Origin of the sequence: Bacillus sp. CGMCC 1.16607 (genome assembly GCF_042683745.1) — a bacterium.
Taxonomy (GTDB): domain Bacteria; phylum Bacillota; class Bacilli; order Bacillales; family Cytobacillaceae; genus Pseudoneobacillus.
This window is the reverse complement of sequence record NZ_JBHUJX010000025.1, coordinates 719760-739422: the sequence shown is the minus strand read 5'-3', so window position 1 is coordinate 739422 and position 19663 is coordinate 719760. Positions and strand designations below refer to the sequence as shown.

Here is a 19663-nt window from a genome sequence, read left to right as displayed (position 1 = left end):
ATTAGGGGAGTCGAAAGAATGACTAAATTAGATGAAACATTAACGATGTTGAAAGAATTAACTGATGCAAAGGGGATTCCTGGTAACGAAAGAGAACCCCGTGAAGTAATGAAAAAATACATAGAGCCATTTGCAGACGAAGTTACTACTGATCATCTAGGTAGCTTAATTGCAAAGAAAGTAGGAAAAGAAGGCGGACCTAAAGTAATGGTTGCTGGTCACTTAGATGAAGTTGGCTTTATGATTACAAGCATAGATGATAAAGGATTTTTAAAATTTCAAACCGTTGGTGGATGGTGGTCACAAGTTATGCTTGCGCAACGAGTGACAATCGTTACAAAAAACGGTGATGTAACGGGTGTAATGGGATCGAAGCCACCACATATTTTATCAGCTGAGGCTAGAAAGAAGCCAGTTGAAATTAAAGATATGTTTATTGATATCGGGGCATCCAGCCGTGAAGAAGCAATGGAGTGGGGTGTTCGTCCAGGTGATATGGTTGTTCCGTACTTTGAATTTACCGTAATGAACAATGAGAAAATGTTACTAGCAAAAGCTTGGGATAATCGTATTGGCTGTGCGATTGCAATTGATGTATTGAAGCAATTAAGAGCAGAAGATCATCCAAACGTTGTTTATGGAGTAGGAACGGTTCAAGAAGAAGTTGGTTTAAGAGGAGCGCGTACATCGGCTAATATTATTGAACCAGATATCGGTTTTGGAGTGGACGTTGGAATTGCAGGAGATACACCTGGAATTTCGGAAAAAGAAGCCATGAGTAAAATGGGTAAAGGTCCACAAATCATTCTATATGATGCATCCATGGTATCCCATAAAGGCTTACGCGATTTTGTAACGGGTGTTGCTGATGAATTAGGAATTCCATACCAATTTGATGCAATTCCAGGTGGAGGAACAGACGCTGGTTCCATGCATTTAGCACATAAAGGTTCACCTTCGCTTGCAATTACGATTGCAACACGTTATATTCACTCACATGCAGCTATGCTACATCGTGATGATTACGAAAATGCGGTTAAATTAATCGTTGAAGTGACAAAACGCTTAGACAAAGAAACTGTTGATAAAATTACTTACGAATAAGCAAAAAGGAACCCCGAGCTTCGGGGTTCTTTTATATAAAATATTTATTTTAAACCCTGCTCTAATGCCTCTAACATTTCCTTTTTTTCTTGTTCGTTTGAATTATTCCAAATAATTTCAAAGAGTACACCAAGGCCTGGAAGCATTTTCTCTTCCCCGTTTTGAATGGCATCGACAATGGTATCTCTTAATTCCTCTTGGCTGTTGCCAGAAACATTATGGACAATCGCATTACGTAAATTTAAATTCATACATCAAACCCCTTTCTTCCATTTCCTTCATATGATTTTCCATTTTTGCTTTTATTATGTATGATAGATAGGCTATAATAATAAAATTGAAAAGGCTAATCAAAAAGCAGAAGCGCCTTGATCAGCCCCTACAAGCAAATGCTTCGCTACCCAGAAAGTCGTTCTTTGACTTTTTGGGTGGCGAACATTTGACCTCGAGGGGCTATGCGCTGGAGCTGGATTACGCAAAGGAGAGAACCTAATGAAATACATTCACTCTTCGAAAAATCCACAAGTGAAGCAATGGAAAAAGTTACATACAAAAAAAGAACGAGAAAATACAGGAACATTTTTAGTTGAAGGCTTTCATCTTGTAGAGGAAGCATTAAAAGTTGAAAATCTTGTATTAGAACTCATCGTTTCTGAGGAAGTTGAAATTCCTGCAAGAATCAATTATGGATCAACTCCCATGACGCAAATAAATAAAGAGATTGTTAAAGAATTAGCCGAAACGGAAACCTCACAAGGGATTTTTGCAGTCTGCAACCAACCTAATCAAGAGGTGATTGACGGAAGAACTTATCTACTCCTCGATTCAATTCAAGATCCAGGTAATCTTGGCACGATTATTCGAACGGCAGATGCAGCTGGAATTGATGCCATCATCGTAGGGAATGGTAGTGTCGATATTTATAATTCAAAAGTATTAAGATCTGCACAAGGCAGTCACTTTCACCTACCAATCATTAGAGGCGATTTGTTCGAATGGATTGAAAAATTAAAGAAAGCGGATATCCCACTCTATGGCACCGCCTTAGAGAATGGAACGGTCTACACAGAAGTTAAACCAACATCCACATTTGCTTTGATCGTAGGAAATGAAGGAAATGGAATTCAAGCAGAAATATTGAAGGCAACCAATCAAAACCTATATATTCCGATTTTTGGAAAAAGCGAATCGTTAAATGTATCTGTAGCAGCAGGAATTTTACTATATTATTTTAAAAATATTTAAGAACAGATTTGAAACTGTGAGCATTTTATAATATAATAATCAGCAAAACTGCATGATACAAAAACGTTGACGGAGAAAAGTAGCTAATACCTAACTTCTAGGGAGAAGATGCCATAGACTGAAAGCATCTTTATGAAAAGGGCTAAGTGAAGTTCACCTCCTGAGTTGGCACCGGGACCACTTAAAAAGTGTAAAGGTGCATCGGCTAAGCCGTTATCTTCAATGAAGTGAATGTATACATATTGTTGTACATTTATAAGGGTGGTACCGCGATTAAACCTCGTCCCTTTTAGGGATTAGAGGTTTTTTTTATTGGAAAAAAATCATGCGAAATTTAAAGGAGGAACAAAAATGCAAGAGCGTTTAAAAGAACTGCAAACCGAAGCCATTCGTTTAATTGATGCGGCTTCTGACCTTAAGCAATTAAATGATGTACGTGTTGCTTATTTAGGTAAAAAAGGACCAATCACTGAGGTTTTACGTGGAATGGGTAAATTATCTGAAGAAGAAAGACCGAAAATGGGTGCACTCGTGAATGAGGTGCGCGAAGCCATTTCATCTAAAATTGAGGAAAAACAAAGTAAATTAGAAGCGGATGTTATTAACGCCAAACTTGCTTCTGAAAAAATTGATGTTACCTTACCAGGCAGACCTGTTAGACAAGGGAATCATCATCCATTAACAAGAATTATCGAGGAAATTGAAGACTTATTTATTGGAATGGGCTATTCCATTGCCGAAGGTCCTGAAGTAGAAAAGGATTACTATAACTTTGAGGCGCTTAATCTGCCAAAAGGTCATCCTGCAAGGGATATGCAAGATTCCTTCTATATATCTGAAGAAATCCTATTACGTACCCATACATCACCAGTACAAGCAAGAACAATGGAAAAAAATGAAGCAAAAGGTCCAATCAAAATTATTTGCCCAGGTAAAGTGTATCGTCGTGATAATGATGATGCGACACATTCACATCAATTTATGCAAATTGAAGGTTTAGTCATTGGTGAAAACATCCGTATGAGTGATTTAAAAGGAACATTAGAGGTATTCGTAAAAAAAATGTTTGGCCAGGATCGTAACATTCGCTTACGCCCAAGCTTTTTCCCGTTTACAGAGCCATCAGTGGAATTAGATATCTCTTGTAAAATTTGTGGCGGCAGCGGCTGTAGTGTATGTAAAGGAACAGGTTGGATTGAAATTTTAGGGGCTGGGATGGTTCATCCGAATGTGCTTGAAATGGCTGGCTACGATTCAAAGAAATATACGGGATTTGCATTTGGAATGGGACCTGAACGGATTGCAATGCTGAAATATGGTGTAGATGATATTCGCCATTTCTATACAAATGATGTTCGTTTCTTAAAGCAATTTCAGATTCACGAGTAAAAACTAGGAGGATTAAATTCATGTACGTTTCTTATAAATGGCTACAAGATTATGTTGATTTGTCTGGTATTTCTGCTACTGAGCTCGCTGAAAAAATTACAAAAAGCGGGATCGAAGTAGAGGGTGTAGAAGTTTTAAATAAAGGAATTAGTGGAGTAGTAGTTGGTCATGTCGTAGAACGTGAACAGCATCCGAATGCAGATAAATTAAGTAAATGTTTAGTAGATATCGGCGAGGAAGCACCTGTTCAAATTATTTGTGGAGCTAAAAATGTAGCGAAGGGGCAAAAAGTTGCCGTTGCAACCGTTGGAGCTGTCTTACCAGGCGATTTTAAAATTAAACGTGCGAAGCTTCGTGGAGAAGAATCGAATGGGATGATTTGTTCTCTGCAAGAATTAGGTATTGAAGGAAAATTAGCTCCGAAGGAATTTGCCGAAGGAATTTATGTATTTTCTGATGATGCAAAAGTTGGTACAGATGCACTTGCATTATTAAATCGTGATGATCAAGTTCTTGAACTTGGATTAACTCCTAATCGCTCTGATTGCTTAAGCATGCTTGGTGTTGCTTATGAAGTTGCTGCGATTTTAGGAAGAGAAGTGAAATTACCAGAAGCGAATCTAACAACTGGTTCAGAAAAAGCTTCTGACTATATTTCAATTGCTGTTGAAGCAAAAGAAGAGAATCCATTGTATGTTGGAAAAGTAATAAAAAATGTTAAGATTGGTCCTGCACCTTTATGGATGCAAACACGCCTAATGGCAGCGGGAATTCGTCCACATAATAATGTTGTCGACATTACCAATTATATTTTATTAGAATACGGCCAACCTCTACATGCCTTTGATTATGATCGACTTGGTTCGAAAGAAGTTTTAGTCCGTCTTGCTCATGAAGGGGAAGAAATTGTCACACTTGATGATGCGAAAAGAACATTAGCTAGTGATGAATTAGTGATTACAAACGGTCAAGTTCCAGTGGCTCTTGCGGGAGTCATGGGTGGGGCAAACTCTGAGGTGACAAATGACACTACAACGATTCTACTAGAATCTGCTTATTTTAAAGGAAGTTCGGTTCGAAAAGCTTCTAAAGCTCACGGATTAAGAAGTGAAGCAAGTGCCCGTTTTGAAAAAGGGGTAGATCCAAATAGAGTGCGTGCTGCAGCAGAACGAGCTGCTAATTTAATGGAGCTATATGCAGGTGGAGAAGTTTTAGAAGGATCGGTGGAAGTAGATACTCTTGAAATAAAACCAGCAGTAGTAACAACAACATTAGAAAAAATTAATCGTGTCATCGGAACCGATATGGATGTTCTAGCGGTAGAAAATATTTTTGCAAAGTTACAATTTGAAGTGCAAACAGATAACGAAACCTTCACTGTGACAGTACCAACTCGACGTGGTGATATTACGATTGAAGAGGATCTAGTGGAAGAAGTTGCGAGACTATATGGTTATGATTTAATTCCAACGACATTACCTGTTGGATCTTCAACACCTGGGGCTTTAACAGAATATCAATTAAAACGTCGAATTGTCCGCCAATATTTGGAAAGTGTAGGTCTTTATCAAGCCGTTACTTATTCTTTAACGAGCGAGGATAAGGTCAAACAATATTCTTTGAATAATAGTGAGCCTATTCGTTTGGCGATGCCAATGAGTGAAGACCGTAGCTTACTTCGTTTAAGCATTGTTCCTCAATTACTAGATGTCCTAAAATATAATGCTGCTAGACAAAATGAAAGTACAGGCGTTTATGAAACGGGTGCAGTATTTTTAGCGAATGGAAAAGAGGAATTACCAGAAGAGCGTGAGCATTTGGCGATTGCGTTAACAGGACTTTGGCATTCACATTTATGGCAAGGGGAGAAAAAGCCTGTTGATTTCTATGTATTAAAAGGAATTTTGGAAGGATTATTCTCGAAGCTTGGACTGTTAGAAAGAATAGAATTTCGTCAAAATGAAATAGAGGGCATGCATCCAGGTCGTACAGCGGAATTATTCCTTGAAGGAAAAAGTATTGGCTTTGTTGGCCAAGTTCACCCTCAAGTACAAAAGGATAAAGATTTGAAAGATACGTATGTATGTGAAATCAATCTAAAAGATGTTCTATTAACAGTAAACGAGCCGCTGAAATATCAATCCATTCCAAGATATCCGTCGATTACTCGTGATATTGCTTTGGTTGTAGAACAAGAAAAATCAGCCCACACGTTAAAAACGGTTATCGAAGAAGCCGGTGGGGTATTACTAAAAGAAGTAAGCATCTTTGATTTGTACGAAGGAGATCGCCTCGAAGCAGGCAAGAAATCCATCGCATTCTCATTAAAATACTTTGATCCAGAGCGTACTTTAACGGACGAAGATATCACAAAAGCACACCAACAAGTCCTAAACGCACTCGAAGAAAAAACAGGTGCCGTACTAAGAGGATAATAAAAACGCTTTAACAAATTAACGCGCTGGGGGTCAGACCCCCAGCGCGTTAATTCGTTAAAGGGTGTCTGTATGCTTACACTTTTCACCTATTTGTTATTCATGGTATGATATGGATTAGGATTCTTTAGAATAGGGGTGAATGATCGTTGTCAGGAACACAAAAAATTCGTACAACAGTAGATATATATGGACAGCAGTATGCGATAGTTGGTACAGAAAGTACTAGTCATATTAGGTTGGTCGCCTCGATGGTCGATGATAAAATGCGTGAAATCGGTTCGAAGAATCCTTCACTTGATGTCAGTAAATTGGCTGTCCTAACGGCGCTAAACGCAATGAATGATCTAGTTAAACTTAAAGACAAATATGAAACACTAGAATCTGAATTAAATAGTGTAAAGGAATGAATGATAGATGCTAGACATAGCCATTCTCTTCATTTTATTGATTGGTTTTTTCGTAGGTTTAAAGAGGGGCTTCATCCTTCAGTTAATCCATTTAACTGGGTTTATAGTAGCGTTTATCGTTGCTAGTATGTATTATGATGACTTAGCCCCAAAATTAACATTATGGGTCCCATACCCGAATTTAGGAAACGAAAATCCGTTACAATTTATTTTTGATGGAAACAATATTGAAGAAGCGTACTATCGTGCAATTGCCTATGCCGCCATTTTCTTTGCAGTGAAAATTCTGTTACAAATTATCGGTACTATGCTGGATTTTATTGCACATATACCGATTTTAAAGCAATTGAATGTTTGGGCTGGAGGCATACTTGGAGTTATTGAAGTCTACTTACTTCTACTAATACTATTATACATAGCTGCTCTTCTACCATTAGATTTCATTCAAGCACCATTAAAGGATTCATCCATTGCAAAAGCAATCATCAATCACACACCGATTCTTTCAAAACAAATCAAAGAAATGTGGTTTGACTATATTGCTGCTAAGGGCTGAGCCAAAAAGGATATTCCTTTAGGGTCAGTCTCTTAATATGATGTCTTATTTGAAGAAATACCACCACTATCAATTGTTATTAAACGCAAGCCCAAGTTAATATATTGAAAAATATCGCATAATGAAAAGATAAAGGCGGTGTTTCATCGAAATGGTGCTAAACAAAAAAGAAGTCATTCGATTATTGGAAACAATCTCTATTTATATGGAATTGAAGGGTGAAAATAGTTTTAAAATTTCTGCCTTTCGAAAGGCGGCAGCCGCATTAGATGCAGATGGTCGTGACTTATCCGAAATCAGTGATTTTACAACTATCTCTAGTATTGGTAAAGGTACCGCAACTGTGATTGAGGAGTATATTCAAACAGGTCAATCAACTGTATTGCAGCAATTAAAGGAAGAAGTCCCTAAAGGATTAATTCCCCTCCTCCAACTACCTGGTTTAGGTGGGAAGAAAATTGCAAAACTATACTCCGAGCTCGGAGTTAAAAATATTGTAGACTTAAAAGAAGCATGTCATAACAAAAAGGTTCAAGAACTTTCTGGTTTCGGAATAAAAACGGAAGAGAAGATTCTTCAAGCAATTGAAAACGTCGGGGCAAGACCTGAACGATTACCAATTGCTTATATGCTTCCGATTGCTAATACAATTGAGGAAGAACTTAAAAAAATAAGCGGACTCGAAAAATATTCACGTGCTGGCAGTCTAAGAAGAATGCGTGAAACAATCAAAGATTTAGACTATATTATTGCAACAAATGAGGTAGAAAAAGTTCGAGAACAGCTACTTAAACTTTTCAATATAAAAGAAATCATTGCAGCTGGCGATACAAAGGTTTCTGTCATTCTTGATTTTGAATATGATGTATCCGTTGATTTTCGTCTCGTTAAACCAGAGCAATTTGTAACAACCTTACATCATTTTACAGGCTCGAAGGATCATAATGTAAGAATGAGGCAGCTTGCAAAGGAACGTGGCGAGAAAATAAGTGAATATGGGGTCGAAAAGATTGAAACTGGGGAAACCATTACCTTTTCATCTGAGAAAGACTTTTATCAACATTTTGGACTTCCATTTATTCCACCTGAATTAAGAGAAGATGGGCGTGAAGTCGAACATTTTAACGAAAAATATGATCTTATTACATTAATGGATATAAAAGGTGATCTTCATATGCACACCACGTGGAGTGATGGCGCCCATTCGCTCGAAGAGATGGTCGAAGCTTGCCGTGCAAAGGGATATCAATATATGGCGATCACCGACCATTCTCAATATTTAAAGGTAGCAGGTGGATTGGACCCTGAAAGATTAAGAAAGCAGAAGGCTGAGATAAAGAAATTAAATGAAAAATATGAGGATATTCTTATTCTGTCAGGAGTTGAGATGGATATTTTGCCAGACGGAACTCTTGATTACGATGACGATCTATTAGCAGAAATGGATATTGTTATCGCCTCCATTCATTCAGCCTTTTCTCAATCACAAGAAAAAATCATGGGTCGTTTGAAAAATGCTCTAGTAAACGCTCATGTTGATATTATCGCACATCCTACAGGAAGAAAGATCGGTAAAAGAGAAGGCTATTCCATCGATATCGATCAGCTAATCGAATTGGCAAAAGAAACAAATACGGTATTAGAGCTAAATGCAAATCCAAATCGGTTAGATTTATCTGCTGAAAATGTAAGTAAAGCTCAAGCAGAAGGGGTTAAAATCGTTATTAATACCGATGCTCACTTTAAAGAAACACTTTCTCAAATGGAAATTGGTGTTTCAACAGCAAAAAGAGGCTGGATTAAAAAAGAAACTGTCCTTAATGCTTATGATAAGGAAGAACTACTTAAGTTTTTAAAAAATAAAAAAAGAAATAGATGAGTAAAGAGGAGGTTTTCTCCATGCAACAAAGAGTTCTCAAAGTTTTAGAATTCGAGAAGGTGAAGGAGCAATTATTAAATTTTGTCTCATCCACATTAGGACAAGAAAAAGTGAGGAATTTAATTCCTTCCAATAATTATGATGAAGTGGTGAAATGGCAAGAAGAAACAGACGAAGCAGCTAAGGTTTTCCGTCTAAAAGGAAACGTTCCTTTATCCGGAATTTATAATATTCACTCTCATGTCAAACGATCTGTAATAGGTAGTGTTTTAAGTCCACATGAATTGAACCAAGTAGCAAGTACGGTCCATGTGAGTAGAAAAATCAAACGATTTATTGAGGATATGGTAGCAGACGAAGTTGAACTACCGATATTAGCCCACTATGTGGGAAAAATCATTGTGCTGGCAGAATTGGAAGAAAGAATTAAGAATGCCATCGATGAAAGTGGAGAGGTTTTGGATAGTGCAAGTGATACTTTACGTGCTCTAAGACAGCAGCTCCGTTCAAATGAATCAAGAGTACGTGAAAAATTAGAAAGCATGATCCGTTCGTCGAATGCACAAAAAATGCTTTCAGATGCGATTATTACCATTCGAAATGATCGCTTTGTCATTCCAGTTAAACAGGAATACCGTGGTAATTATGGCGGGATCGTTCATGATCAGAGCTCATCAGGTCAGACGTTATTTATAGAGCCTCAAGCGATTGTACAATTAAATAATCAACTGCAAGAAATTAGGGTGAAGGAGCAACTTGAAATTGAACGCATTTTAATGGAGCTTTCTGCCTTTGTTGCTGAATTTGAACAAGAGTTGTTAACAATTGTCTATGTATTAGGCGAATTAGACTTTATGTTTGCGAAAGCAAGATATGCTCATCAAATTAAAGCATCCAAACCATTTATTAATCAAGATGGTAGAATCACATTGTATAAAGCGCGTCATCCTTTAATTCCTAAAGAAGAAGTCGTTGCTAATGATGTAATATTAGGAAAAGACTATACAACAATCGTCATTACAGGTCCAAATACTGGAGGTAAGACGGTTACGTTGAAAACAGTAGGACTTTGCGTCCTAATGGCACAAGCTGGCATGCAAATCCCTGCCCTAGATGGTTCAGAGGTTGCCGTGTTTGATAATGTTTATGCTGATATCGGAGATGAACAATCGATCGAGCAAAGTTTAAGTACATTCTCCTCTCATATGGTAAATATTGTGGATATACTTAACAAAGTTGACTTCAATAGTCTTGTTCTCTTCGATGAGCTTGGAGCAGGAACAGATCCGCAAGAGGGAGCAGCTTTAGCCATTTCAATATTAGATGAAGTGTATCATCGTGGTGCGAAGGTCATTGCGACTACCCATTATCCAGAATTAAAAGCATACGGATATAACCGAACAGGAGTTGTAAATGCGAGTGTTGAATTTGATGTAGAAACACTAAGCCCAACCTATAAACTCCTACTCGGCGTTCCTGGAAGAAGTAATGCGTTCGAAATCTCCAAGCGCCTTGGATTAAGTGATCATGTCATTCAAAATGCACGCAACCAAATTAGTACAGAAACGAATCAGATTGAAAACATGATTGCCTCATTAGAAAAAAGTAAGCGAGAAGCAGAAAACGATCGACAAGAAGCAAATGATTATTTGAAAAATGCTGAGAAGCTTCATAAAGATCTCCAAAACCAGATGGTTCAATTTTATGAACAAGAGGATTCGATGCTTGAAAAAGCACAAGAAAAAGCAGCTGATTTAGTGGAAAAAGCAAAAGCAGAAGCTGAACATATTATTAAAGAGCTTCGTAAATTGAGAATCGAAAAAAATGCCGAAGTGAAAGAGCATGAATTAATTGAAGCAAGAAAACGCTTAGAGGAAGCTACTCCAAAAGTGAAAAAGGCTTCAAAAAATATTCAGGTAAATAAAAAGGCTCATACTTTCTCGAGTGGTGATGAAGTAAAGGTTCTAAAGTTTGATCAAAAGGGCACTCTTATTGAACAAACTGCGGATAAAGAATGGCAAGTTCAAATAGGAATCCTAAAGATGAAGGTTCATGAGAAGGAAATGGAATACATTAGTACTCCAAAGCAGAAAGAGATTAAACCAGTTGCCGTTGTGAAGGGTAAGGACTTCCATGTTAGTTTGGAACTGGATCTTCGCGGTGAACGTTATGAAAATGCTCTTTTAAGAGTAGAGAAGTATATTGACGATGCTTTATTAGCTGGATACCCTCGAGTATCAATCATACATGGTAAAGGAACAGGTGCTCTTCGCCAAGGTGTAACAGAGTACTTGAAGAACCATCGCTCAGTTAAAAGAGCACGATTTGGTGATGCGGGTGAAGGTGGAATCGGTGTAACCATCGTCGAATTCAAATAAGGGAGGGCGCATTATGAGTAATTTTTGGGAGAATGAATTTGTCCGTACTGCTGCCAATTATAGTGTTGTCATCCTTTGTATGATCGTGTTTTTAGCGATATTTGAACTAGTAACCAAATATAAAAATTGGGATGAAATAAAAAATGGTAATGTTGCTGTTGCTATGGCAACAGGAGGGAAAATATTTGGTGTGGCAAATATTTTTCGATTCTCCATAATGCAGCATGATAGTATTTTAACAGCCATAAGCTGGGGTGTTTTTGGCTTTATTCTATTGCTAATTGGTTATTTTATTTTTGAATTTTTAACTCCTAAATTTAGAATTGATGAAGAGATTGAAAAAGATAATCGGGCTGTCGGCTTTATTGCATTAGTAATATCGGTGGGTCTTTCCTATGTCATCGGAGCAGGGATCTTGTAAGGAGCGAATAAATTGGAAAAGTTAGCGAAGATTTTGCTTGTTTTATGTGGTACCTTCATGTTAATCGGCCTCATATACTTGTTGTTTTTTGCATAAGCATGAAATGAATTTGACTACCTAGTTAATTACTAGGTGGTTTTTTAGATTGTCCAGATCCAGCATCATTTGTTTGCCGTGAGTTTACAAGTGTGCTATCGCTTTTCTTATTGTTTTGAAAAGTCGGATATATTATAATCAAAAGGAGTATCTAAATTTGGAATTTTTTTATAATTCTAAAAATAAGGAGGGTCTGTTATGATCGTAGAAAAGCCATGGTTGAAGAACTACCCAGCTGAGATTCCCTCTACATTGTCCTTTTCTTCAGAACCTGTACAACAATATTTAGTAAATGCAGCAAAAGAATTCCCTAATAAAGTTGCGATACACTTTATGGGAAAAGAGAGCACCTTTAAAGAAATTTATGAAAAATCTTTAAAGTTAGCAGGCTACTTGCAGGAGCTTGGTATTACAAAAGGTGATCGTGTGGCGATTATGCTACCGAATATCCCCCAATCTGTCATTAGCTATTATGGAGTTCTCCTAGCTGGTGGGGTGGTAGTTCAGACAAATCCACTTTACATGGAAAGAGAAATTGAGTACCAAATGAATGACTCTGGTGCGAAGATAATGATTACTCTCGATATTTTATTTCCTAGAGTGACTAAAGTAATGCCAAATACTAGTTTAAAACATATTGTTGTAACCGCTATCAAAGACGCCTTACCATTTCCTAAAAATTTGATTTATCCATTTATTCAGAAGAAACAATATGGTATTGTGGTAAATGTAAAGCACGAAGGAAATAATCATTTATTAACAGAGATTTTGAAGCAACCTGCCCGAAACATAAAGACTCCTGATTTTGATTTTGAAGAGGATATCGCCTTATTGCAATACACAGGTGGAACAACCGGGTTTCCGAAAGGTGTCATGCTTACACATAAAAATCTTGTATCCAATGCAGTCATGTGTCAGGCCTGGATGTATAAATGTAAACGTGGTGAAGAAAAAGTACTAGGTTTATTGCCATTTTTTCATGTGTATGGAATGACGACTGTTATGATCTTATCCATTATGCAGGCATATGAAATGATATTACTACCTAAGTTTGATGTAGAAACCACATTAAAGACTATTCATAAACAAAAACCAACATTATTTCCGGGAGCACCAACGATTTATATTGGATTACTAAATCATCCGAATGTAAAGAATTATGATTTATCATCTATTGATTCCTGTATTAGTGGTTCAGCTGGCCTTCCAGTTGAAGTTCAACAGAGGTTTGAAGAGGTAACGGGAGGAAAACTAGTAGAAGGATATGGGTTAACAGAAACCTCACCTGTCACTCATGCGAATTTCTTATGGGATCGTCCTAGAATAAAGGGTAGTATTGGAGTACCTTGGCCTGAAACCGATGCTGCAATTTTATCGTTGGAAACAGGAGAACCGCTACCACCAGGTGAAGTAGGGGAACTTGCTATAAAAGGACCGCAAGTAATGAAGGGCTATTGGAATAAACCAGAGGATACAGCACAAACATTAAGAAATGGTTGGTTATTAACAGGTGATTTAGGATATATGGACGAAGATGGTTATTTTTATATTGTTGATCGGAAGAAAGATATGATTATTGCCGGTGGATATAATATCTATCCTCGTGAAATTGAAGAGGTTTTATATGAGCACCCTGAAGTACAAGAAGTGGTTGCAGCTGGTATCCCAGACCCATATCGGGGTGAAACAGTTAAAGCCTACGTTGTATTAAAAGAAGGTTCCAGCGTATCGGAAGATGAATTGAATCAATTCGCTAGAAAACATTTAGCTGCTTATAAAGTGCCTAGAATGTATGAATTTAGAAAAGAGCTACCAAAAACAGCTGTCGGTAAAATTTTGCGTAGAGCACTTGTTGATGAGGAAAAGAAAAAATTAGATGATATTAAACAAGCGTAAAAGACTTTATTGAGTCGAATATCGACTCTTCATTTTTGCACACAGCTTGTCCATCATTCCATAATGAAAATATTCTAATAATATTGCGTGTGTTCTTGACATTAATCAAGTTTCTTATTATTATAAAAATATGAATGATGATTCATTCATATTTTTATTAATGTAAAGAGTCATCATTGGAGTGAGTATGAATGAAAAAAAACAAACCTAAATATATGCAAATTATTGATGCGGCTGTAGTTGTTATTGCCGAAAATGGTTATCATCAAGCCCAAGTTTCGAAAATTGCAAAACAAGCAGGAGTTGCAGATGGAACCATTTACCTTTATTTTAAAAATAAAGAAGATATCTTGATCTCACTTTTTCAAGAAAAAATGGGAACCTTTATTGAAAAAATCGAAAATAAAATTGCAGGAAAAGACAGTGCAGTAGAGAAATTATTAATGATGGTCGAATCTCATTTTCAACTTCTTTCTGAAGATCGCCACTTAGCAATTGTGACACAATTAGAATTAAGACAGTCGAATAAAGATTTGCGCCTGAAAATTAATGAAGTACTAAAAAACTATTTGCATGTAGTCGATACTATTTTAGAAGAAGGTAAGCAAAAAGGTGAGTTTAGCCCAACATTAGATGTAAGGCTTGCACGCCAAATGATTTTTGGAACGATGGATGAAACGATTACATCATGGGTAATGAATGAACAGCGATATGATTTAATCTCTCTATCATCAGCCGTTCATCAGCTCTTAATCAATGGCTGTGGCTATTCTAAAATACCTACTTCCTAATGTGTATTCTGAAGGGGGATAAGAAATGGATTTTTTAAAGTGGTCTTTTGAAGAAAAGATTGCAACCATTACGATTGAGCGACCACCAGCAAACGCCTTATCATCAGGGCTTTTAAAGGAATTGTCAGCCGTATTAGATGAAATTGAGCATAACAACGAGATTCGAGTGATTGTCATTCATGGAGAGGGTCGATTCTTTTCTGCAGGAGCAGATATAAAAGAATTTACAGAAGTGGAATCTGAAGAGGAATTTTCACAACTTGGTGAATACGGTCAAAACCTATTCGAACGAATGGAGAAATTTCCCAAACCAATTATTGCAGCTATTCATGGTGCAGCACTTGGTGGTGGATTGGAACTTGCCATGGCCTGCCATTTCCGTCTCGTAACAGAAAATGCGAAATTAGGTCTGCCAGAATTACAACTGGGCTTAATTCCTGGATTTGCGGGTTCACAGCGTCTCCCTAAATTTGTAGGAGTAGCTCGTGCTGCTGAAATGCTTTTCACAAGCGATCCGATAACGGGAATCGAAGCAGTACAGTGTGGATTAGCTAATCATGCATATCCTGATGATGAGTTAATGGAAAACGCTTACAAGATTGCGAGAAAAATTGCTAAGAAAAGTCCAGTATCAATTAGTGCAGCCATTGAGCTATTAAATTATGCTAAAACTCCTGAATTTTATGCCGGAGTAAAACAAGAAGCGGTACTGTTTGGCAAAGTGTTTGGCTCTGAAGATGGACAAGAAGGCATTCAAGCTTTCTTAGAAAAAAGAGAGCCACAATTTAAAGGTAAATAATTTTTTTTCAAACTAACGAATGACTCTGGAGGGGAAAACATGAACATCTATGTTTTATTGAAAAGAACTTTTGATACAGAGGAAAAGATCTCCATCTCAGGTGGAAAAATAAATGAAGACGGCGCAGAATTTATCATCAATCCTTATGATGAGTATGCGGTGGAAGAAGCTATTCAAGTACGTGATGCACAAGGTGGAGAAGTAACTGTCATCTCCGTTGGCGGAGAAGAAGCTGAAAAACAATTAAGAACGGCTCTTGCAATGGGCGCTGACAAAGCAGTTTTAATCAATATTGAAGATGATATTGAAAATGGAGACCAATTTACTACTTCAAAAATCATTGCTGAATACTTAAAAGATAAAAACGCTGATTTAATTTTAGCAGGAAATGTTGCGATTGATGGTGGCTCGGGTCAAGTTGGCCCTCGTGTTGCTGAACTATTGGACATTCCATATGTAACTACAATCACGAAGCTAACAATTGATGGTAAAAATGTATTGATTGTCCGTGATGTTGAAGGTGACTCTGAAGTTATCGAAACGACATTACCAGTTTTAGTAACAGCTCAACAAGGTTTAAATGAGCCTCGTTACCCTTCTTTACCAGGAATCATGAAAGCGAAGAAAAAGCCATTAGATGAGCTAGAGATAGATGACTTAGACCTAGAAGAAGATGATGTAGAGGCAAAAACTAAAACCATCGAAATTTATTTACCAGCTCAAAAAGAAGCAGGAAAAGTATTAACTGGTGATTTAGGCGACCAAGTGAAAGAATTAGTTCAACTTCTTCATACTGAAGCAAAAGTAGTTTAATAAATTCATAATTTTAATGCACAGGAGGGTTTCATAAATGGCTAGAAAAGTTTTAGTATTAGGTGAAGTACGCGATGGCTCACTTCGTAATGTTTCATTTGAAGCTGTAGCAGCAGGGAAAGCAGTTTCAGAAGGCGGAGAAGTAGTTGGAGTTTTAATAGGTGAGTCTGTAAATGCGTTAGGACAAGAATTAATTCACTTCGGTGCGGATCGCGTTGTCGTCGTCGAAAGTGAAAAATTGAAATCGTATACATCTGACGGCTTTGCCCAAGCTTTATTAGCAGTAATGGAGTCAGAAAAACCAGAGGGTTTAATTCTAGGACATACAGCTTTAGGTAAAGATTTAGCACCGAAAGTTGCTGCAAAATTAGAAGCAGGATTAATTTCCGATGTGACAGCTATTGAAGTGGCTGGTGGAAATGTTGTCTTTACTCGCCCAATTTATTCAGGAAAAGCATTTGAAAAGAAAATCTTTACTGACAGTTTAATTTTTGCGACGATTCGTCCAAATAATATTGCGCCTTTAGCAAAAGATGAATCAAAAACTGGTGAAGTTTCCTCTGTTTCTGTAGATGTTAAAGACTTACGTACAATCATCAAAGAAATTGTACGCAAAACATCAGAAGGCGTTGATTTATCCGAAGCAAAAGTAGTTATTGCTGGTGGACGTGGTGTGAAAAGCGAAGACGGCTTTGAACCATTGAAAGAACTTGCTAACGTACTTGGTGGTGCAGTTGGTGCTTCTCGTGGAGCTTGTGATGCTGAATACTGTGACTACTCTTTACAAATTGGTCAAACAGGTAAAGTTGTCACTCCTGATCTTTATATTGCATGTGGTATCTCTGGTGCAATTCAGCATTTAGCTGGAATGTCCAACTCAAAAGTAATCGTTGCGATTAATAAAGATCCAGAAGCAAATATCTTCAAAGTAGCTGACTATGGGATCGTTGGAGACTTATTTGAAGTCGTTCCAATGTTAACTGAAGAGTTTAAAAAATTAAAGGTAAATGCTTAATTAATAAAATGACTGATCATTTGATCAGTCATTTTTATTTCGTGTGAATAGTGATAGGTTTCTGAGGGAATTTTACATAAGAAGCAAATTATTAGCATGATTTGTTATTGAATGATATACTGACGTTAGTATTTTCAGTATTATTTAGGAGGCATTTCTATTATGGCAATTACAAATGTAACAGATCAAAATTTCTCTACTGAAACAAATTCTGGCGTTGTTTTAGTAGATTTCTGGGCACCATGGTGCGGACCTTGTAAAATGATCGCTCCTGTTTTAGAAGAACTTGATTCTGAAATGAGCGATAAAGTAAAAATCGTTAAACTTGATGTCGATGATAACCAAGAAACAGCTGGTAAATATGGCGTCATGAGCATTCCAACCTTACTTGTTTTTAAAGACGGAGAAGTAGTCGATAAAGTAGTTGGCTTCCAACCAAAAGAAGCATTAGAAAACTTATTAAATAAGCATTTATAAGATAAAAGCCTAAGTAAACATTCGTTTACTTAGGCTTTTATTATGCTTTATCCATGGTTTATCACTTTAATAATATATACGGTAAAGGTATAATAAGAAAGAAAAATGAGGGGGTGGTCAGATATGAATGAAAATATTAAAAATAAATTGAGCTTACTTCCTGACCAGCCTGGTTGCTACTTAATGAAAGACCGACAGGGTACAATCATTTACGTTGGAAAAGCAAAAATTTTAAAAAATCGAGTTCGCTCTTATTTCACCGGTTCACATGATGGAAAAACATTAAGACTTGTGGGTGAGATTGAGGATTTTGAATATATCGTTACATCGTCCAATATAGAAGCCTTATTACTTGAAATTAATTTAATAAAAATGCATGACCCTAAATATAATGTCATGTTAAAGGATGACAAAAGTTATCCTTTTATTAAACTGACAGCGGAAAGACACCCAAGGTTGATCACAGTTAGACAAGTAAAAAAAGATAAAGGTAAATATTTTGGCCCATACCCTAATGTGCAATCTGCAAATGAGACGAAAAAGCTATTAGACCGAATTTATCCTTTACGAAAATGCAGCACCCTCCCTGACCGCGTATGTCTTTACTATCATATGGGACAATGCTTAGCACCATGTGTGAAAGAAGTTAGTGAATCAGACTATAAGAATCTTACCGATGAAATTACTCGTTTTTTAAACGGTGGATATAAGGATATTAAAAAAGAATTGACAGAAAAAATGAATGGAGCTGCGGAAGAACTTGATTTCGAACGGGCAAAGGATTATCGCGATAAAATTATTCATATTGAAGCAACGATGGAAAAGCAAAAAATTACTATGAATGATTTCACAGATCGTGATGTTTTTGGCTATTCAGTGGATAAAGGTTGGATGTGTGTTCAAGTATTCTTTGTAAGACAAGGTAAATTAATTGAGCGGGATGTCTCCCTATTTCCCATCTATAACGAGCCTGAAGAGGAAATGCTTTCTTTTTTAGGACAATTTTACACAAAAGCAAATCATTTTAAACCAAAGGAAATTCTTATCCCTCATTCATTAGAAGCAGAAATCATAGAGGAAATTCTGCAAGTAAAAGTCATTCAGCCTAAAATTGGTCCGAAAAAGGACCTGGTCAAACTTGCTGAAAAAAATGCTGGGATAGCCTTAAAAGAAAAATTCTCATTAATAGAAAAAGACGAGGACCGCACGATTAAAGCAGTTGAAAATTTAGGTGCCGCGCTAGGGATATATACTCCACATCGAATCGAAACCTTTGATAATTCCAATATACAAGGAACAAATCCTGTTTCAGCAATGGTGGTTTTTATTGACGGAAAACCCGAAAAGAGAGAATATCGTAAATATAAAATTAAAACGGTTCAAGGTCCAGATGATTATGAATCAATGCGGGAAGTGGTTCGAAGAAGGTATACTCGAGTATTGCAAGATCATTTACCACTACCTGATTTAATTATCATTGATGGTGGGAAAGGTCATATTGAAACCGTTAGGGATGTACTTGAGAATGAGCTTGGTTTAGATATTCCATTAGCTGGTCTTGCTAAAGATGAGAAGCATCGAACTTCTCAGCTTTTATATGGAAATCCATTAGAAACAATTCCGTTAGGTCGAACGAGCCAAGAATTCTATCTTTTACAAAGGATACAAGACGAGGTTCATCGCTTTGCCATTACCTTTCATCGACAAATTCGTGGCAAAGGAGCTTTTCAATCATTATTGGATGAAATCGGGGGAATTGGTGAAAAAAGAAAAAAGGCTCTTCTCAAGCATTTTGGATCTGTAAAAAAAATGAAGGAAGCAGAATTAGAGGATTTTACTTCCATTGGCATTCCGACAAATGTAGCGGCTGAGCTAATGAAAAAATTGCAAGAATAAGGTTGTACGCGAAATGCCCATATGCTATAATAAGTGGAAATTTAATTATCAAAAAATTTAATT

General features: G+C 36.9%; 17 protein-coding genes and 1 other annotated feature. Of the genes, 16 read left to right on the top strand and 1 reads right to left on the bottom strand.

Going from position 1 to position 19663, the window contains the following annotated elements; translation table 11 throughout:
* Positions 1–18: 18 nt before the first annotated feature.
* Positions 19–1104, top strand: a complete 1086-nt coding sequence (locus ACFSO7_RS20180; RefSeq protein ID WP_377879182.1) for a M42 family metallopeptidase — start codon at positions 19–21, stop codon at positions 1102–1104.
* Positions 1105–1148: 44 nt separating this feature from the next.
* Here ACFSO7_RS20180 and sspI read toward each other — a convergent pair whose 3' ends face one another.
* Positions 1149–1355: a small acid-soluble spore protein SspI gene (sspI, locus tag ACFSO7_RS20175; protein WP_377879181.1), complete on the bottom strand. Its 207-nt coding sequence runs from the start codon at positions 1353–1355 to the stop codon at positions 1149–1151.
* Between the two features lie 241 nt (positions 1356–1596).
* Here sspI and ACFSO7_RS20170 point away from each other — a divergent pair, with 241 nt between their 5' ends.
* The 15 genes from ACFSO7_RS20170 to uvrC all read left to right on the top strand — a co-directional run bounded on the left by ACFSO7_RS20170 (position 1597) and on the right by uvrC (position 19600).
* Positions 1597–2349, top strand: a complete 753-nt coding sequence (locus tag ACFSO7_RS20170) for a TrmH family RNA methyltransferase (protein WP_377879180.1) — start codon at positions 1597–1599, stop codon at positions 2347–2349.
* A 57-nt stretch (positions 2350–2406) separates the two neighbouring features.
* Positions 2407–2640: a binding site (T-box leader), on the top strand.
* 60 nt (positions 2641–2700) lie between these two features.
* Positions 2701–3738 (top strand): phenylalanine--tRNA ligase subunit alpha, encoded by a 1038-nt coding sequence (gene pheS, locus ACFSO7_RS20165; protein ID WP_377879179.1) that lies wholly within the window; start codon positions 2701–2703, stop codon positions 3736–3738.
* 20 nt (positions 3739–3758) lie between these two features.
* Positions 3759–6173, top strand: coding sequence for a phenylalanine--tRNA ligase subunit beta (pheT, locus tag ACFSO7_RS20160; protein ID WP_377879178.1), 2415 nt, complete (start codon positions 3759–3761; stop codon positions 6171–6173).
* A gap of 149 nt (positions 6174–6322) precedes the next feature.
* Positions 6323–6583, top strand: a complete 261-nt coding sequence (gene zapA / locus ACFSO7_RS20155) for a cell division protein ZapA (protein ID WP_377879177.1) — start codon at positions 6323–6325, stop codon at positions 6581–6583.
* A 7-nt stretch (positions 6584–6590) separates the two neighbouring features.
* The gene (locus ACFSO7_RS20150; RefSeq protein WP_377879176.1) at positions 6591–7139 is read left to right on the top strand and encodes a CvpA family protein; all 549 of its coding nucleotides are present in this window, start codon (positions 6591–6593) and stop codon (positions 7137–7139) included.
* A gap of 151 nt (positions 7140–7290) precedes the next feature.
* A complete protein-coding gene (gene polX, locus ACFSO7_RS20145) occupies positions 7291–9018 on the top strand; it encodes a DNA polymerase/3'-5' exonuclease PolX (RefSeq protein WP_377879175.1) in 1728 nt (575 codons plus the stop codon).
* Between the two features lie 20 nt (positions 9019–9038).
* Positions 9039–11396 (top strand): endonuclease MutS2, encoded by a 2358-nt coding sequence (locus ACFSO7_RS20140; protein ID WP_377879174.1) that lies wholly within the window; start codon positions 9039–9041, stop codon positions 11394–11396.
* Positions 11397–11409: 13 nt separating this feature from the next.
* On the top strand, positions 11410–11817 hold the full coding sequence (locus ACFSO7_RS20135; RefSeq protein WP_377879172.1) for a DUF350 domain-containing protein: 408 nt from the start codon (positions 11410–11412) through the stop codon (positions 11815–11817).
* A gap of 294 nt (positions 11818–12111) precedes the next feature.
* On the top strand, positions 12112–13809 hold the full coding sequence (locus ACFSO7_RS20130; RefSeq protein ID WP_377879171.1) for a long-chain-fatty-acid--CoA ligase: 1698 nt from the start codon (positions 12112–12114) through the stop codon (positions 13807–13809).
* A gap of 191 nt (positions 13810–14000) precedes the next feature.
* The gene (locus tag ACFSO7_RS20125) at positions 14001–14600 is read left to right on the top strand and encodes a fatty acid metabolism transcriptional regulator FadR (protein WP_377879170.1); all 600 of its coding nucleotides are present in this window, start codon (positions 14001–14003) and stop codon (positions 14598–14600) included.
* Positions 14601–14625: 25 nt separating this feature from the next.
* The gene (locus ACFSO7_RS20120) at positions 14626–15399 is read left to right on the top strand and encodes an enoyl-CoA hydratase (RefSeq protein ID WP_377879169.1); all 774 of its coding nucleotides are present in this window, start codon (positions 14626–14628) and stop codon (positions 15397–15399) included.
* 39 nt (positions 15400–15438) lie between these two features.
* On the top strand, positions 15439–16212 hold the full coding sequence (locus ACFSO7_RS20115) for an electron transfer flavoprotein subunit beta/FixA family protein (RefSeq protein WP_377879168.1): 774 nt from the start codon (positions 15439–15441) through the stop codon (positions 16210–16212).
* Positions 16213–16249: 37 nt separating this feature from the next.
* Positions 16250–17227: an electron transfer flavoprotein subunit alpha/FixB family protein gene (locus tag ACFSO7_RS20110; protein ID WP_377879167.1), complete on the top strand. Its 978-nt coding sequence runs from the start codon at positions 16250–16252 to the stop codon at positions 17225–17227.
* 162 nt (positions 17228–17389) lie between these two features.
* Positions 17390–17704: a thioredoxin gene (gene trxA / locus ACFSO7_RS20105; RefSeq protein ID WP_377879166.1), complete on the top strand. Its 315-nt coding sequence runs from the start codon at positions 17390–17392 to the stop codon at positions 17702–17704.
* Positions 17705–17827: 123 nt separating this feature from the next.
* A complete protein-coding gene (uvrC, locus tag ACFSO7_RS20100; protein WP_377879165.1) occupies positions 17828–19600 on the top strand; it encodes an excinuclease ABC subunit UvrC in 1773 nt (590 codons plus the stop codon).
* Positions 19601–19663: the final 63 nt, after the last annotated feature.

Bases quoted from the DNA above. Each gene is read 5' to 3' on its own strand.
- trxA (WP_377879166.1), top strand. From the start codon at position 17,390: ATGGCAATTACAAATGTAACAGATCAAAATTTCTCTACTGAAACAAAT.
- ACFSO7_RS20170 (WP_377879180.1), top strand. From the start codon at position 1,597: ATGAAATACATTCACTCTTCGAAAAATCCACAAGTGAAGCAATGGAAA.
- ACFSO7_RS20150 (WP_377879176.1), top strand. From the start codon at position 6,591: ATGCTAGACATAGCCATTCTCTTCATTTTATTGATTGGTTTTTTCGTA.
- ACFSO7_RS20130 (WP_377879171.1), top strand. From the start codon at position 12,112: ATGATCGTAGAAAAGCCATGGTTGAAGAACTACCCAGCTGAGATTCCC.
- ACFSO7_RS20120 (WP_377879169.1), top strand. From the start codon at position 14,626: ATGGATTTTTTAAAGTGGTCTTTTGAAGAAAAGATTGCAACCATTACG.
- polX (WP_377879175.1), top strand. From the start codon at position 7,291: ATGGTGCTAAACAAAAAAGAAGTCATTCGATTATTGGAAACAATCTCT.
- ACFSO7_RS20180 (WP_377879182.1), top strand. From the start codon at position 19: ATGACTAAATTAGATGAAACATTAACGATGTTGAAAGAATTAACTGAT.
- pheT (WP_377879178.1), top strand. From the start codon at position 3,759: ATGTACGTTTCTTATAAATGGCTACAAGATTATGTTGATTTGTCTGGT.
- pheS (WP_377879179.1), top strand. From the start codon at position 2,701: ATGCAAGAGCGTTTAAAAGAACTGCAAACCGAAGCCATTCGTTTAATT.
- ACFSO7_RS20115 (WP_377879168.1), top strand. From the start codon at position 15,439: ATGAACATCTATGTTTTATTGAAAAGAACTTTTGATACAGAGGAAAAG.
- ACFSO7_RS20140 (WP_377879174.1), top strand. From the start codon at position 9,039: ATGCAACAAAGAGTTCTCAAAGTTTTAGAATTCGAGAAGGTGAAGGAG.
- sspI (WP_377879181.1), bottom strand. From the start codon at position 1,355: ATGAATTTAAATTTACGTAATGCGATTGTCCATAATGTTTCTGGCAAC.
- ACFSO7_RS20110 (WP_377879167.1), top strand. From the start codon at position 16,250: ATGGCTAGAAAAGTTTTAGTATTAGGTGAAGTACGCGATGGCTCACTT.
- ACFSO7_RS20135 (WP_377879172.1), top strand. From the start codon at position 11,410: ATGAGTAATTTTTGGGAGAATGAATTTGTCCGTACTGCTGCCAATTAT.
- uvrC (WP_377879165.1), top strand. From the start codon at position 17,828: ATGAATGAAAATATTAAAAATAAATTGAGCTTACTTCCTGACCAGCCT.
- ACFSO7_RS20125 (WP_377879170.1), top strand. From the start codon at position 14,001: ATGAAAAAAAACAAACCTAAATATATGCAAATTATTGATGCGGCTGTA.